Raw genomic sequence first — 16,177 nt, forward strand, 5'->3', positions numbered from 1 at the left:
GGCAGACTATGAGCGAAGAACGTATAAATCACATGGAATATATGACTGGGATGGAAGTATTAGAATCAGATGTAATGGACAAAGTAATTAATCATATGGAAGCTTATGATTATGATAAGTATACAGAAACAGATGTTAGAATAGCTTTGAACAATGATTATCGTACAATAGAAGATTTTGCAGCATTATTATCACCAGCAGCTATGCCGTTTCTAGAGGAGATGGCTCAATTAGCTAAAGAGGAAACAAGAAAGCATTTTGGTAACTCAGTTTACATGTTCACACCACTATATCTAGCGAATTATTGTGAGAACTATTGTATTTATTGTGGATTTAACTGTCATAATAAAATACGCAGAGCGAAGTTAAATTTCGATGAAATAGAGAAAGAAATGCAGGCAATAGCTAAAACAGGTTTGGAGGAAGTGCTTCTGCTTACTGGTGAAAGTAGAAAAATGTCAGATGTAAAATATATTGGAGAAGCTTGTAAGATAGCACGCAAGTATTTTAAGATGGTAGGATTAGAAGTATATCCCATGAATTCTGATGAATATGAATATCTTCAAGAATGCGGTGCAGATTTTGTAACTGTATTCCAGGAAACTTATAATTCAGATAAATATGAAACACTTCATCTTGAAGGGCATAAGCGCATATTTCCATATAGACTTAATGCGCAGGAAAGAGCTCTAAAAGGTGGGATGCGTGGTGTTGGATTTGCAGCATTACTTGGCCTAGATGACTTTAGAAAAGATGCTTTTGCGACAGGGGTACATGCATACCTTCTTCAAAGAAAGTATCCACATGCCGAGATAGCATTTTCATGTCCAAGGCTAAGACCAATTATTAATAATGATAAAATTAATCCAAAGGATGTGCATGAGAAACAACTAGTGCAAGTTATTACAGCATACCGTCTTTTTATGCCTTTTGCTAATATTACGATTTCAACAAGAGAATGCGAAAGATTTCGTAATAATGTAATTGGCTTAGCAGCTACTAAGATTTCAGCAGGTGTAAGTACAGGAATAGGAAGCCATGCGGAAGATGCAGAAGACAGGGGAGATAATCAATTTGAAATTGCAGATAACAGGTCTGTAGATGAAGTGTATGAAGCAATTAAGTCTAAAGGCTTGCAGCCTGTAATGAATGATTATGTATATTTATAAAATTAATAAGATGTTTATATATTTAGATAAAAACAAAGATAAATAAGTTATAATCTTGATATATATTAATATTGAAATAATTAGTAGGAATCTTTAATTGATTCCTACTTTTTTTAGATAAATTATTATACTAATTACAGTTTGAATTATACATAAGAATCATAAAATAAATATTATTTATTTTTCGCTTGAAGACCCAATATAATTACTTCAAGATATCCTGCAAAACGCGAAACAAAATCAGGAGGGGCTTCGAGTAGTGAGACAGTTTGAAATTCTTGACGTTGGTTTTTAGAAGACACTGCTGGAGAATATAAACTAGAGGCATAATAAATCTGATATTCATTAAAAAGTTTAAGTTGATCGTCTGTCAGGTTAGGAATAAACTTTTTAGTAATCAAATTTAATTTACCAAAGCTATTAGAAAGATCTTGCTTCAATATATCCAGTGATTTTGTTGTCACATTACTTCTTAATACTGAAACTAAAATTGAGAACAGCTTTAAAAAACGCTGATTTTCATACATTTGTTCTGACCACAACAGACAAAATGTTTTAAGTTCCAATTGAGCATAGTCTTTAAGTTTATCATATGTCTTTTTTACCCACTTTTCTAAATCTGAACTTAATATCCATAGGAAAATTTCTTCCTTAGTAGAAACGTATTTATATAAATTTGCTCTTGAAAAGTTTAACTCATTAGCAATTGAAGCAAGTGTGATTTTTTCTAAGGGCTCTCTTTCATATAGCTTTAATGTAGCCTCGATGATTTGTTCACGCCTAATGCTTTTTTGTTCTTCGTTTCGAGCACGTTGAAATTCCATTTCTTTACCTCCTTACTAATTGACAATTACATAATAGCAAATGAATCATAAACTTACAAGTTACTAATGTTACTCAAAACTCATTGACAAGTTACGCGGCGTAACTTATACTTAAATAAGTTTCATAGTGTAACTTATATTTTCGAAATCGTAGATATGATAAAAAGTCATAAATTAATGAGAAGAGACGCATAAGGAAGTTGTAGTAACTTAGATACAGGAGTATGTAAATGTTTTAGCTTATTTAATGCCTAGTAATATGTTAAATAATGGGGTGAGTAAAGAATGAAGGATAGTAGCAATGAACAGGCAAATCCATGGTTAGCAATGATAGTTATCATAGTTGGTACATTTATGTCGGTACTAAGCAGTAGTATAATCAATGTTGCATTAACTAAAATGATGTCTGTATTTGGAGTAGGATTGGATGATGTGAAGTGGGTAATGACAGCTTATACATTAGCACTTGGAGCGATTATTCCTTTAACAGGATATCTTCAAGATATTTTTGGTGCTAAAAAAGTATATATAGTTGCATTGGCAATTTTTACAATAGGGTCCGCGCTATGCGGATTTGCATGGAGCAATTCTAGTATGATAGCATTTCGTGTATTTCAAGCTATTGGAGGAGGAATGATGCAGCCTGTTGGTATGAGTATAATATATTCTGTATTTCCAAGAAAAAAGATAGGACTTGCACTTGGGGTTTATGGAATAGCAGCCATGGCAGCACCTGCCATAGGACCAACTCTTGGTGGATTGATTATAGAAAAAATGGATTGGAGGCTAATTTTTACAGTAAATATCCCAATAGGAATAATAGGAGTAGTGTTGGGGATGATTATTTTAAAAGGCCAACCTATGAAACCATTTAAGGCATTTGATATAGTAGGATTTTTATCATCTACAGTAGGTTTAGTAAGTTTGTTATATGTACTTGGAAAAGGATCATCAATTGATTGGGGTGATATGATAAATCCAATGTTAGTAGCGTTGGGGAGTTTAAGTCTCATATTATTTGTGATTAATGAACTTACACATCCAGACCCACTATTAGATCTGAGAGTTCTCAAATTATTTGATTTTAGTATGAGCTTAGTTATAATAACTGTGTTAACTATAGGATTAATGGGAGGGTCATATGTATTGCCCTTATTTCTGCAGAATGTAAGGGGATATACTGCTATGCAGGCAGGACTTATTATGTTTCCATCAGCACTAGTTATGGGGGCATTGATGCCATTAAGCGGAACGCTTTATGATAAATTCGGAGCTAAGCCTGTAGTTATACCTGGTCTTATTATATTAGCACTGGCTACATTTAAGTTGTCAACAGCTATAAATATGAATTCTAGCAAGGAATCAATAATATTTATTAACTGTATAAGATCTATTGGATTAGGAATAGCAATGATGCCTATTAGCACTGCTGGTATGAATGTAGTAAAAGGCGAAATGATTCCAAGAGCATCAGCATTGAATAGCACTATAAGACAGGTGGCAAGTTCTCTTGCTGTAACTATAATGACAGTAATAATACAATCGAAAACAAGTTATAATTATTCAAAACTTGCAGAGCAAATAAATATATACAATAAAACAGCAGTAGGAACTATAAATTCATTAACAAAATCATATATGTATGAAGGTTTTTCACAAGAAACTTCTAAAGTTATGGCACTATCTCAATTGGCGAAAATTATTCAAGGACAAGCATCTGTAGATGCTATGGCATATTCTATTTCGGTAACTGGAGCTATAGCTGCTATCGCTATATTTTTAACATTATTTATGAGAACTAGAAGATGATATAAAAAATTAAATTATGATAGTACATTATGTTGTTTAAAGATAGATATATCAAAACTAAAAAGATAATTATATAAAAATAATATAGAATTTTACTAATGAATTTAATAGGGAAATAAGAAAATATTTATAAAGTAAATTAATTAAAGGGGATAGAATAATGAAAGTAAAGGATTTTATGATTACTGATGTAATTTTCGCAAGCAAAGAAAATACTATTAAAGATGTAATGAAGATACTGGTTACTAATAAAATAGGTGGAGTACCAATAGTAGATAACAGGGGAATACTTTTAGGTATTGTAAGCGATGGTGATATTATAAGAAACATAAATCCAAAAGAAGGAAAAATGTATGATTTGATTTCATATGTATTTTATCTTAAAAAAGAGGAATTAGAAGAAGAAATTGGATTAATAAAGGATACTAGTATCATGACTATTGCAAAATGTAAAGATGTTTGTTGCGCTTTTCCAGAAGATACCATGGAAAAGGTTTTGTCTATTTTCTCAAAACATAACTTTAAAAAGATACCGGTCATAGATCAAGACAGAAGAGTAGTTGGAGTTATTAGTAGAGGCGATGTAATTAGATATATACAGAAAAAGATTATAGATAAGTTGTAGGCAATAGCAAAAGATTATCTATATAATTATATACTAAGATTAAGTAGAAATTAATCTAGAATAATAGAATATAAAAATAAAAAGTGACTGTTCACTTAGAAAATAATTTCTAGATGAACAATCACTTTTTTTACTGTACAATTAAGCAGCTTTTTTTATGGAGTCTATATATTCTTTACCTTTTATAGAATTATATTTTCCTTCCCACTTTGATACAACAATAACTGCTAAAGAATTGCCTAATACATTTACAACAGTTCTAGCCATATCAAGTATACGATCTATTCCAGCTATAAAAGCTAGACCCTCGGCTGGAATTCCAACAGAACCAAGAGTAGCGAGTAGAACTACAAAAGATACTCCTGGCACGCCTGCTATACCTTTTGAAGTAAGCATTAATACAAGCATTAAATTAATTTGAGCAGGTATAGATAAATTAATACCATATAATTGTGCAATAAATATTGCAGCAATAGCTTGGTAAAGAGTAGAACCATCTAAATTAAAAGAATAACCTGTTGGTACTACAAAGGTTGCAATAGCTTTAGGACATCCGAATTTCTCCATCTTTTCCATGATTTTAGGCAGAACTGTTTCGGAACTTGCAGTACTATAAGCAAGTATAAGTTCGTCTTTTAAAATTCTTATGATTGAAAAAATACTTGTCCCAACAAATCTTGCAATCAATCCAAATATCACTAGTATAAATAAAATCATTGAGCCATAAGTAGTAACAATTAATTTTCCAAGTGGAATTAAAGATGAAAGTCCAAACTTAGAAACTGTTACACCAATTAAAGCAAATACCCCAAAAGGAGCTGTTTTCATTATTTGATTTGTTACCCAAAACATTGCATCAGCTGTGCCTTGAGCAAACTGTATAACAGGTTTTCCTTTTTCACCAACCGCAGCAACTCCTAAACCAAACATAACCGAAAAGAAAATGATTGAAAGCATATTTCCGCTTGTAAGTGCATCAAAAATGTTAGTAGGCACAATGTTTACAAACGTATCGGCAAAGCTATGATGAGCCACATTTTCCGCAGTGCTTACATAAGCATCGATGCTAGAGGTAGCAAGCTCTTTCATATTTATTCCTGTACCAGGATGAAACACGTTGGCAATTAAAAGCCCTAATACAATCGCAATAGTAGTTACTACTTCAAAATAGAGAAGAGTTTTTCCTCCAAGCCTTCCAACCTGCTTAATATCTCCTGCTCCAGCAATACCAACTATAAGAGATGAAAAGACAATTGGAACAACAATCATTTTGATTAGACGAATAAAAATATCTCCAATAGGCTTTAAATATGCCTCAACAGCTGGATTTCCATAAAAAAATCCACCTACTATAATTCCAAGTATAAGTCCTGCAAGAATCTGCAATGCTAGACCAAATTTAATTTTCTTCATAGTGAATTCTCCTTCCTTAGTTTAAAATTTTAAATGAAAACAATATAAATATGACACTTTTATTGTTTTAAATTGCAAATTAATATAAAATCTTAACAACATTTTGAATTATAACACAATTAATGAATTTTGTCTCTAGAAAAAATTCATTTTTTAAAATAAAGAATAAATCTTTTTCTTGTTGTTCAATTAATTGAAAATATTACTATATATTGATTGTATTTTTTGTAAACTTATTGAGTTGCAGTAATCCACATTCGGATTTTAATATTAATAGATGATGAGGTTAAAATGTTTAAGATAAGAAATGTTCGTCCAATGATGACTGTGGCAAAATGCAATATAGAAAATTAAATACTGATTTTTAAAAGATTTGGACAAATTAAAATACGAAAATAAATACAGGCAATAAAGCAAACCAGATAATATGCAATGCATTTATTAAAATGTAGAATAAGATAGCGCTATTAATGAGATAGCTACAATACCTCAGTTGTATATCTGTTGCTTGTTGCATCCTAAAATATATGAACACAAAAAGAACTCCAGGAACTAATATCTTTAATAAAAAGCTGATAATTGGACTTTGAACTACCTCTAACATCAAAATATTTGCCTCTATGTAAAAGCCAGTATTTAAAAGTAAAATAGTAAATATTATATCTGTTACATTTAAAATGTATAGAATCAGTAATTTTATTTTTGTATTTTTAAGAGAATAGTTTTTCAAAAAAGTGATCATTAAAGCACCTCCATTATGTGATTATTACCACAATGAAGATATAGTATAAGCTTTACTAACTATGTTTAGATATATATTTTTATTAGAGTATATATTCTGAACCACATTACCATAGATATTCTTCTATTTTTTAGTCAGTTTTTATATTACTGTATCTTTCTGGATGAGATCCTAAATATACGGACAAATTAAAAAATAGTAGACAGAATAGTGAAAAAATCTTATGAAAAGGGCAATGCATAATTACAGATAAAGAAAAAATAATATAATAAAGAAAGGAGTTCAATTAAATGGATATATACACAATAGGACATTCTAATTACCCTGTAGAAAAATTAATAGATATGCTAAAGACATATAATATTAATACTGTTATAGATATAAGAGGGACTCCTTATTCGAAATATAATGTTCAGTATAACAAGGAAACAATAGCTGAGACTCTAAAAAAAGAGGGTTTTATATACATATATATGGCTAAAGAACTTGCAGCTCAAAGAGAAGATAAAAAGTCTTATAATAAGGAAGGATATTCTGATTTTGAAAAGGTGATTTCTGAAGAGATGTTTTTAAGAGGAATTGAGAGATTAAAATTAGGATGTGAAAGAGGTTATAAAATTGCACTTCTTGGAGCTATGCAGGATCCTATAAGATGTCACAGGAGTATATTAGTTGGACGATCATTAAGAGAAAATGGATTTAATGTTAAACATATTTTAGATGATTGTACTCTAGCATCCCAAGAAAAAATAGAAGAAAATCTTTTGAGTAAATACTTTAGCAATAGAAATCAGCTTACTATAGATATCTTGCTTGGTGATGAAATTAGCGATGCTGAAATGATTAAGGAAGCTTATCGGCTAGCTAATAAGGAAATTGGATATAGAATAGAACATTTAAAATAATAGAAATCAAAATGTATACAACATACATATATTGATATGTATTAATAAATTGGGATTTTAATTATGAGGAAAGTTTTATCAAGAATATTAAGTGGAATTAGGCTTAATAAATTTAACACTAGAGCAGATATAGATAATGATCCTTTTAGAGCTAAAGATTATGTGAACTCTAATAATTTTTCGAGTGAAACTAACTACTTGATTTGGGTAAATGTTGAAAGTTTTAAAGTGAATATTTTTAAAGGAAGCGTAAATAAGTGGGACCCAATTCACAGTTATTTGTGCACTGTTGGAAAAGCTTCAACACCAACACCTAAAGGAACTTATACTGTTGGAATAAAAGGTCTTTATTTTGGTGTAAATAAAGGATATAAATGTTGGTACTATACACAGTTTAAGGGAAATTATTTATTTCATTCAATAATTTATAATTTGAATGGATCAGTTAAGGATGGAAGATTAGGAATGAAGCTATCAGATGGATGCATACGATTAGCTAAGGAAAATGCTAAGTGGATTTATGATAATATACCTAGAGGAACTAAAGTAATTATAAATTGAAGCAAGGATAATTAACATTTAAATCTGAAGTACAAAACTATTATGTTTTGAAACATAATAGTTTTGCAATTGCTAATAATCTAATTTAACCAGAAAGAATAATATCTAATTATAATATCTTTAATATCCAAAAAATCTTTTGATAATATTTTATTAGCAATATTAGGTATAATAAATAAAGTCCTTCAAAGTTAAGAGAATAATCATATAAAGTTATATTTGTAATTAAGTATAATTTAAAGTAAAACAGATTTACATTAAAGCTAATATATAGATATTACTATAAAAATTACAATTAGTCAGAAAATTCAAAAAACTATTGCAATTAATTATGAAATGGGATATACTTAATTCAAGATAAAGATTTAATTTATCTTAGTGTACTGACACTTCAATCCGGCAGAAGAGTATATCTCAAGAGATATACAGTTGGTGACGGGCAACGAAAAAATCCCGGAAGCAATGTACGACAGACGGTCGTACCCAGTTGGCGGACAACGTAAAAATCAGTAACTAAGAAAGAGCAAGTGGAGTTAGTAAGATTCACTTGCTCTTTGTCTTATGTAAATATGCTAATTGGTTATTACAATTAACATGCTTAATATAAGCTGAGTCATATTTCCATCTAAATTTTATACTAGATTTAGGTGGAATTTTTATTGTAAAATTAGTTTTAACAAATTAGTGATTTTATTGCAATGATGAGGATTAAAATATATACTAGTTTGAGATATGAAATATATTGTATTTTTATCTAAATGTATTGATTGGAGTAATAATTAATGAAGAAATTTAAAAAAGTTTATATAGAGATAACAAACGTGTGTAATTTAAGTTGTGATTTTTGTCCTAAAACATCTAGGAGACTCAGGTTTATGGATAAGAAGAGTTTTCAACATATTGTAAATAGTGTAAAATTACACACTGATCATATATATTTTCATCTAATGGGAGAACCATTTTTGAATCAAAATCTAAAGGGTTTTCTGGATATAAGCGATGAAAGTTCATTGAAGGTTAATATAACTACTAATGGAACTTTAATAAGTGAAGTTAAAGATATATTACTTGATTCACAGGCCTTAAGGCAAGTTAATATTTCGCTGCATAGTTTTGAAGCCAATGATGGACATGTTAAGTTTAATGAATATATAGATAATATAGTTGAATTTGTTAAAGATGCAAGTGAAAAAACTAATATAATCACTTCTTTAAGGCTGTGGAATTTAGATACAAAGTATAGTGCTAGTAATAGTAGAAATGTTGATATTTTTGAATTTCTTGAGCAAAGATTTGAAATAAAATCCAGTTTGAGAGAAAATTTAAAGGAAAAAAATAGTTTTAAACTAAAAAATAATGTATATCTTAGTATGGGGGAAAAATTTAAATGGCCATCGTTGCAAGTTGAAGAATTAGGAGAAAGAGTTTTTTGCTATGGGCTTAGGGATCAAGTGGGGATATTAGTAGATGGAACAGTAGTGCCGTGTTGTTTGGATAGTGATGGCAGCATAGCACTTGGAAATATTTTTGAAAATACATTAGAAGAAATTTTAAATTCAAAAAGAGCTAAAGATATATATAATGGTTTTTCTGGAAGAAAAGCAGTAGAAGAATTGTGTAAAAAATGTGGATTTATAAATAGAGTGAGATAGAGGTGAATTGTTAAAATGGAAATAGCAATTAAGTCAGTAGGTGTTTTTTTGTTAGTGTATTTTTCCTATTATTATTTGCTGAGATTTATACAATCGGTGTTTCAAGGGGCTGTGAGCAGTATAAATGCAGGGATGGCCAAGTTTATATATGCGTTGGGTACTCCGGCTCATGAACTTGCACATTTATTGGTAGCTGTTTTATGTCTTGCTAAAATAGAGCAAGTACAACTTTTCCCAAAAGGAAACAGGCCTGGATTTATAAGATCAAGAGTTGGAAGTAGCATGCCATTTTTAATTAGTATCAAGGAATTTCTTATTGCTATAGCACCTGTCATAATAAATATACCATTATTCATATTCATAGAGAGTAAATTTGTGTTAAAAGATAGAGTGGCTGATATATCGAGAATCCTAGATCCGAGAATCCTAATAAGTAAAGAAGGTATAATAACTATATTTCTATTTTTAGTACTAATAAGTGGAATAGCTCCAAGTCATGAAGACTTTAAGGGGATGATAAAAGGGCTTATAATTTTTAGTATAGTTATATTTGGATTATCATTTTTAACTTCAATGTTTTTAGATATGAAGTGGGTAAACGCAAAGCCAATCTTAACAGTATTATTATATTATAGTGAAGTAATACTATTCGTGTTGATAATAAATGCTATTATGCATTATAGGAATTGTTTTAAAATAACATGGATTATATTAATAAGTGCTATAAAACATGCTTTTAGAAAGAGCTGATGAATAATTGCTCCTAAATAGTAAGTACTTTGCAAAGATACGTAATACAGTATGAACAATTATGGAAGTAAAAGATAGCAAAACAAAAGAAAATTTATTAAGATCATTTGCGGGAGAGAGTCAAGCTAGAAATATATATAACATAGCAGCATCTCAAGCGAAAAAAGATGGACTTTATGAAATTTAATCAGTATTTGATTATACAGCTAATGAGGAAAAGGAGCATGCAGAAGTCTTTTATAAGCAGCAAAGGAATTTGCAGGAGAAAATATACATATTGATGGTGCATATCCTGTCGACTATTATGATTCCACTTTAAGATTACTTAAAGCAGCAAATCATAATGAAATGGAAGCGCTAAAAAATTGTCCGGTTTGAGGACATCCACAAGGATATTTTACTGCATTTAATGAAGATGATTTATAATATTATGTACTTAATTAATAAGTGAATTAAAATACATAATATATGTATTCTGAAATTAAGGCTCTATATTCTAGTCTTAATTTAGCCTTTGGCTTATTAAGGCTTTAAATGTAAATTTATTATCGTAACATATATAATACTTTGAAATAACATTTTTATTGTATAAATATAGAAAAAATGGCGATACTCCTTGATAAGGAGTGATTATTATGGTAAATAAAAAGAAATTATTCATAGGTATGACATTAGCATTAGGACTTATATTTTCGATAACATATTATTTTTCGGAGAAGTATATAACTAATAGGAATGCTAAAAATAATCCTGTATCATCAAGTGAGATAAATAATAAATTAAATGATAATATAAAGATTTACTTATATGCAGGTGAAAAGAAAGAAAAAGAATTAACATTGTCAGAGTTAAAGAAAGAGTTAAATATAGATAAAAACTTAACAGAAACAGAGTTATCAAAAGCACTAAAAGATAAGGGATATGTTTTAGAGGTGGAATCTAACGGGGAAATGACATATAAAAGAGATGCGTCTAAAGCCGTAAAACCTAATAAATATTATATTGGAGAAAAAGATGGTTTCTTAGCTATATATAAAACTGATGATAATGGGACTTTGTCAATTGAAAATAGCGAAGATGTATATACCAACAGTAAAAAAGTGGATAAGTTGAGTGAGATAGATAAAGATAAAATTAAGAATTTTGAGCTTGAATATAATTCAAAGGACGATGCAGAAGAAAGCTTATCTGAATTTCTATCGTAATATGAAATTTAGATAAGTAAATTTTAATTAATAAAAGGCATGTTAGCAATTTAATACTTGCGTGCCTTTTGTTAATTAAAAAATACATTGTTGAAAGATTTAGCTGAAAATGATAAAGTATAAGTTAGGTTTTAATAATGTGGAAATTAGTTGTTATATAAATTCTAAGTCTTTATGTAAAAAGAGTTATAGATATAGAAAAGTTGGTGTAAAATAAATGTACGAATATATAAAAGGAAAATATATTGGAATAAATAAAGATTATGTAATAGTAGAGAATGGCGGGATTGGTTATAAAATATTTACATCAGGTGCTACTATGTCCTCTATGCCAAAGTGTGGAGAGGAAATTATGCTTTATCTTGAGCAAATAGTAAGGGAAGATTTTCTTGGGTTATATGGATTTGGTTCAAGGGAAGAACTCGAGATGTTTAAGCTTCTTTTAACAGTAAGTGGAGTCGGGCCTAAAGCTGCATTATCTTTGCTATCTATAAGTAGAGTTAATAATTTAAAATATGCGATAATGATTGGTGATGAGAAACACATCTGTAGAGGTGTGGGAATAGGGAAGAAAACAGCAGCCAGAATTATTTTAGAGATTAAAGATAAACTAAAGCCAGATGAATTGTTGGATAGCAGTGTGGAAATTAGTGCTAAAGATAATGAAAATATTATGGCCTTATCAGAAGCTTTAAGTGCATTAATTGCACTAGGTTATAGCGAGAAGGAAGCAGAAGCAGTGTTGAAAAAGATAGATAAGAATGATAGTGTAGAAAATATTATTAAAAATGCGTTAAAGTCGTTAGTAGGGTAAAACTAACAATACATAAATAACAAAAATTTATACATAAATGACTCACAAGAAAAGGGGGAGGTTTTTTGGAAAGAATAGTTAATCCATCTGAGATGCAAGAAGATTTTAATTCTGAACTTAGTTTAAGACCTCAAAAAATAAATGAATATATAGGACAAGATAAAGTAAAAGAGAGATTAGATATATTTATAAAAGCTGCAAAAAATAGAAAAGAAGCATTGGATCATACACTTTTATATGGACCACCTGGACTTGGAAAAACTACTTTAGCTAATATTATAGCAAGAGAAATGGGTGGAGATTTAAAAATTACTTCAGGACCAGCCATAGAAAGAGCAGGAGATTTAGCAGCTATCCTAACTACATTAAAAGATTATGATGTTTTATTTATAGATGAAATACATAGGTTGAATAGAACAGTCGAAGAAATATTATATCCCGCTATGGAGGATTATGCATTAGATATAGTTATAGGAAAAGGTGCTGCAGCAAAATCTATAAGAATTGATCTTCCTAAATTCACACTAATTGGGGCAACAACAAGGATTGGAATGCTTACATCACCACTTAGAGATAGATTTGGTGTGCTTTGTGCGATGGAATATTATACAGATAAAGAACTTAAGGAGATAGTAAGTAGAAGTGCTTGCGTTTTTGGATGTGCAATTACTGAAGATGGTGCTTTTGAAATTGCTAAGAGATCTAGAGGAACGCCTAGAATTGCTAATAGACTATTAAAAAGAGTTAGAGATTATTCTGAAGTAAAATCCAATAAACTAGTATCATTAAAAGAGGCTAGAGAGGCTTTGGAACTATTGGAAGTGGATAATCAGGGATTTGATAAAGTTGATAATAAAATACTTGAAGCTATTATTGATAATTTCAACGGGGGACCGGTTGGAATTGAAACACTTTCTTATTTTATAGGAGAAGAATTAGGTACTATAGAAGATGTATATGAACCTTACTTGCTTCAAAAAGGTTTTATAATAAGAACACCAAGAGGAAGAATAGCAAGTGATAAGGCATATAAACATCTTGGAAGAGTAAATAATTCAAAAAACAAAAGTACTAATGGGAAAGTACAAGGCAGTTTTTTTGATAAATAGATAATTAGTAATTTATTAGTAAGCGCTTTAAAATTGAGTTTTGAACAATTAATATATAATATGGTTTTTCAAAGTTTAACTTCGTTAGAAGTGTCAAGAATAAGAATAAGCTGTTAGTTAGGAGAAGATAAATAAATGAACGTAAAAGATTTTGATTTTTACTTACCAGAAGAGTTGATAGCTCAACATCCTTTAGAACAAAGAGATTCATCAAGACTTATGGTTTTAGATAAGAAAACTGGTGAAATTAAGCATAAGAGATTTCATGATATTATAGAATACTTAACTAAAGGAGATACTTTAGTATTAAACAATACAAGGGTAATGCCAGCAAGATTAATTGGAGAAAAGGAAGGTACTGGCGGAAAAATTGAGTTTCTTCTACTTAAGAGAATTGAAAAAGATAGATGGGAATGCCTAGCGAAGCCAGGTAAATCGGCAAGAGTTGGTAGAAAATTTATATTTGGAGAAGGTAAGTTAAGAGCTGAAGTAGTTGAAGTGAAAGAGAACGGAAATAGAATAGTTGAATTTTTCTATGATGGAATATTCGAGGAAGTTCTAGATTCACTTGGCGAGATGCCTTTGCCTCCATATATTCATGAGAGATTAGAAGATAGAGAAAGATATCAAACAGTGTACTCTAAAGAAAATGGTTCTGCTGCGGCACCTACTGCAGGATTACATTTTACAAAAGAGTTATTGCAAGAAATAAAGGATAAAGGTATTAACATAGTATATTTAACATTACATGTTGGACTTGGAACTTTTAGACCTGTAAAAGTTGAGTCTCTAGAGGAGCATGAAATGCATTCAGAGTTTTATATGCTTTCAAAGGAAAGTGCAGATATAATAAATGAAACTAAAAAAAGAGGAAATGCGGTTATATCAGTTGGGACAACTTCAACAAGAACTTTAGAAACTATTGGTGATGAAAATGGATTTGTTAAAGAGCAAAGTGGATGGACTAATATATTTATTTATCCTGGATATAAATTTAAAGTAGTGGATAAGTTAATTACAAACTTTCATTTACCAGAATCTACGTTGATAATGCTTGTTTCAACCTTAGCAGGAAGAGAAAATGTTATGAAGGCATATGAAGAAGCAGTAAATGAAAAATATAGATTTTTCTCATTTGGAGATGCTATGTTTATTAAATAAAGGTTTTGATTACATTGATGAGGTGACATAGTCAAGTGTTTCAATATAAATGGGATGAATTAGAAGAGTAAAATATTTATTTTTTTAATTCAACTAACAACTAAATGAGAGTTAGTTTTTTTAAGAATCCCAGAGTTACTCAGCGAATAAAGGTAAGTTGAGTTTCGCAAAAATATAATTAAGAGGTGAACGCTTGTGAGTAAAAAGTATACTTTATTAAAAAAGGATGGAAAAGCAAGGAGAGGGCAGTTTGAAACTCCTCACGGAACTATACAAACTCCAGTATTCATGAATGTTGGAACATTAGCGGCCATAAAAGGTGCGGTTTCTAGCATGGATCTAAAGGAAATTAGATGCCAAGTTGAACTTTCTAATACATATCATCTCCATTTAAGACCAAGTGATAAAGTTGTTAAAAAACTTGGAGGATTACATCAATTTATGAATTGGGATAGGCCGATCCTTACAGATTCAGGCGGTTTTCAAGTATTTTCATTAGCTAAAATGAGGAAAATAAAAGAGGAAGGTGTGTATTTTAATTCACATATAGATGGAAAGAAAATATTTATGGGACCAGAAGAATCAATGCAAATTCAAAGTAATTTGGCATCTACAATTGCAATGGCTTTTGATGAATGTATTGAAAATCCAGCACCTAGAGAATATGTTGAAAGATCAGTAGAAAGAACTACAAGATGGCTTGAAAGATGTAAAACTGAAATGGACAGATTAAATTCTATGCCAGATACAATAAATAAAGAACAGATGTTGTTTGGAATAAATCAAGGTGGGGTTTATGAAGATATAAGGATAAGGCATGCTAAGGAAATAACTAAGATGGATCTAGATGGATATGCTATAGGTGGTCTTGCGGTTGGAGAAACCCATGAAGAAATGTATAAAGTAATAGATGCAGTTGTACCACATTTGCCAGAAGATAAACCAATATATTTAATGGGAGTAGGCACACCAAGCAACATATTGGAAGCGGTAGATAGAGGCGTGGATTTCTTTGATTGCGTACTTCCAGCCAGAAATGGAAGACATGGAAATGTATTCTTCAGTGAAGGTAAGCTTAATCTTATGAATGCTAAATATGAGCTTGATAATAGACCTATTGACGAAGGTTGTGAGTGTCCAACGTGCAAGAATTATACAAGAGCATACATAAGACATTTATTTAAAGCAAAAGAGATGCTTGCTATGAGATTGTGTGTTTTACATAACTTGTATTTTTATAATAAGTTAATGGAAGATATAAGAGATGCAATTGAAGGTGGATGTTTCAAACAATTTAAGGAAGAGAAATTAGCACAATGGGAAGGTAGATAATTAAAGAAAATTATTTATGAATTTTTATAAAATATAGTTTTTATGCAAACTTTTCAATAAATATGAATGATAGGTATAGGTTTATATTGACATTAAAGTTAATAAA

At 30.0% G+C, this 16,177-nt stretch carries 16 protein-coding genes; 13 read left to right on the forward strand and 3 right to left on the reverse strand.

Features of this window, described 5'->3' with window-relative positions; all coding sequences use genetic code 11:
* Window positions 1-8 precede the first annotated feature (8 nt).
* On the forward strand, window positions 9-1,169 hold the full coding sequence (gene thiH, locus T483_RS0108000; protein ID WP_026886380.1) for a 2-iminoacetate synthase ThiH: 1,161 nt from the start codon (window positions 9-11) through the stop codon (window positions 1,167-1,169).
* 173 nt (window positions 1,170-1,342) lie between these two features.
* Here the strand turns inward: thiH and T483_RS0108005 are convergent, their stop codons facing one another.
* A complete protein-coding gene (locus tag T483_RS0108005; RefSeq protein ID WP_026886381.1) occupies window positions 1,343-1,993 on the reverse strand; it encodes a TetR/AcrR family transcriptional regulator in 651 nt (216 codons plus the stop codon).
* 285 nt (window positions 1,994-2,278) lie between these two features.
* On the opposite strand from T483_RS0108005, the gene T483_RS0108010 reads away from it, so the two are divergent.
* Both T483_RS0108010 and T483_RS0108015 read left to right on the forward strand, forming a co-directional pair.
* Window positions 2,279-3,802 (forward strand): DHA2 family efflux MFS transporter permease subunit, encoded by a 1,524-nt coding sequence (locus T483_RS0108010; protein WP_026886382.1) that lies wholly within the window; start codon window positions 2,279-2,281, stop codon window positions 3,800-3,802.
* A 160-nt stretch (window positions 3,803-3,962) separates the two neighbouring features.
* The gene (locus T483_RS0108015; RefSeq protein ID WP_026886383.1) at window positions 3,963-4,427 is read left to right on the forward strand and encodes a CBS domain-containing protein; all 465 of its coding nucleotides are present in this window, start codon (window positions 3,963-3,965) and stop codon (window positions 4,425-4,427) included.
* A 141-nt stretch (window positions 4,428-4,568) separates the two neighbouring features.
* Here the strand turns inward: T483_RS0108015 and T483_RS0108020 are convergent, their stop codons facing one another.
* Both T483_RS0108020 and T483_RS32090 read right to left on the reverse strand, forming a co-directional pair.
* Window positions 4,569-5,840 (reverse strand): cation:dicarboxylate symporter family transporter, encoded by a 1,272-nt coding sequence (locus T483_RS0108020; protein WP_026886384.1) that lies wholly within the window; start codon window positions 5,838-5,840, stop codon window positions 4,569-4,571.
* Between the two features lie 382 nt (window positions 5,841-6,222).
* On the reverse strand, window positions 6,223-6,582 hold the full coding sequence (locus tag T483_RS32090; RefSeq protein ID WP_026886385.1) for a DUF5658 family protein: 360 nt from the start codon (window positions 6,580-6,582) through the stop codon (window positions 6,223-6,225).
* 290 nt (window positions 6,583-6,872) lie between these two features.
* Between T483_RS32090 and T483_RS0108030 the strand changes: the two genes are divergently transcribed.
* The 10 genes from T483_RS0108030 (at window position 6,873) to tgt (ending at window position 16,071) form a co-directional block, all read left to right on the forward strand.
* Window positions 6,873-7,487 carry a DUF488 domain-containing protein gene (locus T483_RS0108030; protein WP_026886386.1) on the forward strand — a complete coding sequence of 205 codons (615 nt, stop codon included), beginning with the start codon at window positions 6,873-6,875 and terminating at the stop codon, window positions 7,485-7,487.
* 63 nt (window positions 7,488-7,550) lie between these two features.
* A complete protein-coding gene (locus tag T483_RS0108035) occupies window positions 7,551-8,048 on the forward strand; it encodes a L,D-transpeptidase (protein ID WP_026886387.1) in 498 nt (165 codons plus the stop codon).
* Between the two features lie 782 nt (window positions 8,049-8,830).
* Window positions 8,831-9,700, forward strand: coding sequence for a radical SAM/SPASM domain-containing protein (locus T483_RS0108040; protein WP_026886388.1), 870 nt, complete (start codon window positions 8,831-8,833; stop codon window positions 9,698-9,700).
* A gap of 15 nt (window positions 9,701-9,715) precedes the next feature.
* Window positions 9,716-10,450 (forward strand): hypothetical protein, encoded by a 735-nt coding sequence (locus tag T483_RS0108045; protein WP_026886389.1) that lies wholly within the window; start codon window positions 9,716-9,718, stop codon window positions 10,448-10,450.
* A gap of 61 nt (window positions 10,451-10,511) precedes the next feature.
* On the forward strand, window positions 10,512-10,637 hold the full coding sequence (locus T483_RS32595) for a ferritin family protein (RefSeq protein ID WP_347460305.1): 126 nt from the start codon (window positions 10,512-10,514) through the stop codon (window positions 10,635-10,637).
* 448 nt (window positions 10,638-11,085) lie between these two features.
* Entirely contained in the window at window positions 11,086-11,655 is a 570-nt protein-coding gene (locus T483_RS0108055) for a hypothetical protein (RefSeq protein WP_026886390.1), read from the forward strand.
* Window positions 11,656-11,872: 217 nt separating this feature from the next.
* On the forward strand, window positions 11,873-12,469 hold the full coding sequence (gene ruvA / locus T483_RS0108060; RefSeq protein WP_026886391.1) for a Holliday junction branch migration protein RuvA: 597 nt from the start codon (window positions 11,873-11,875) through the stop codon (window positions 12,467-12,469).
* A gap of 65 nt (window positions 12,470-12,534) precedes the next feature.
* On the forward strand, window positions 12,535-13,578 hold the full coding sequence (gene ruvB / locus T483_RS0108065; protein WP_026886392.1) for a Holliday junction branch migration DNA helicase RuvB: 1,044 nt from the start codon (window positions 12,535-12,537) through the stop codon (window positions 13,576-13,578).
* A gap of 135 nt (window positions 13,579-13,713) precedes the next feature.
* The gene (queA, locus tag T483_RS0108070) at window positions 13,714-14,739 is read left to right on the forward strand and encodes a tRNA preQ1(34) S-adenosylmethionine ribosyltransferase-isomerase QueA (protein WP_026886393.1); all 1,026 of its coding nucleotides are present in this window, start codon (window positions 13,714-13,716) and stop codon (window positions 14,737-14,739) included.
* Between the two features lie 195 nt (window positions 14,740-14,934).
* Window positions 14,935-16,071: a tRNA guanosine(34) transglycosylase Tgt gene (gene tgt / locus T483_RS0108075; RefSeq protein ID WP_026886394.1), complete on the forward strand. Its 1,137-nt coding sequence runs from the start codon at window positions 14,935-14,937 to the stop codon at window positions 16,069-16,071.
* Window positions 16,072-16,177: the final 106 nt, after the last annotated feature.

Origin of the sequence: Clostridium beijerinckii HUN142, from assembly GCF_000621745.1 — a bacterium.
In the GTDB taxonomy this organism is placed as follows: domain Bacteria; phylum Bacillota; class Clostridia; order Clostridiales; family Clostridiaceae; genus Clostridium; species Clostridium beijerinckii_A.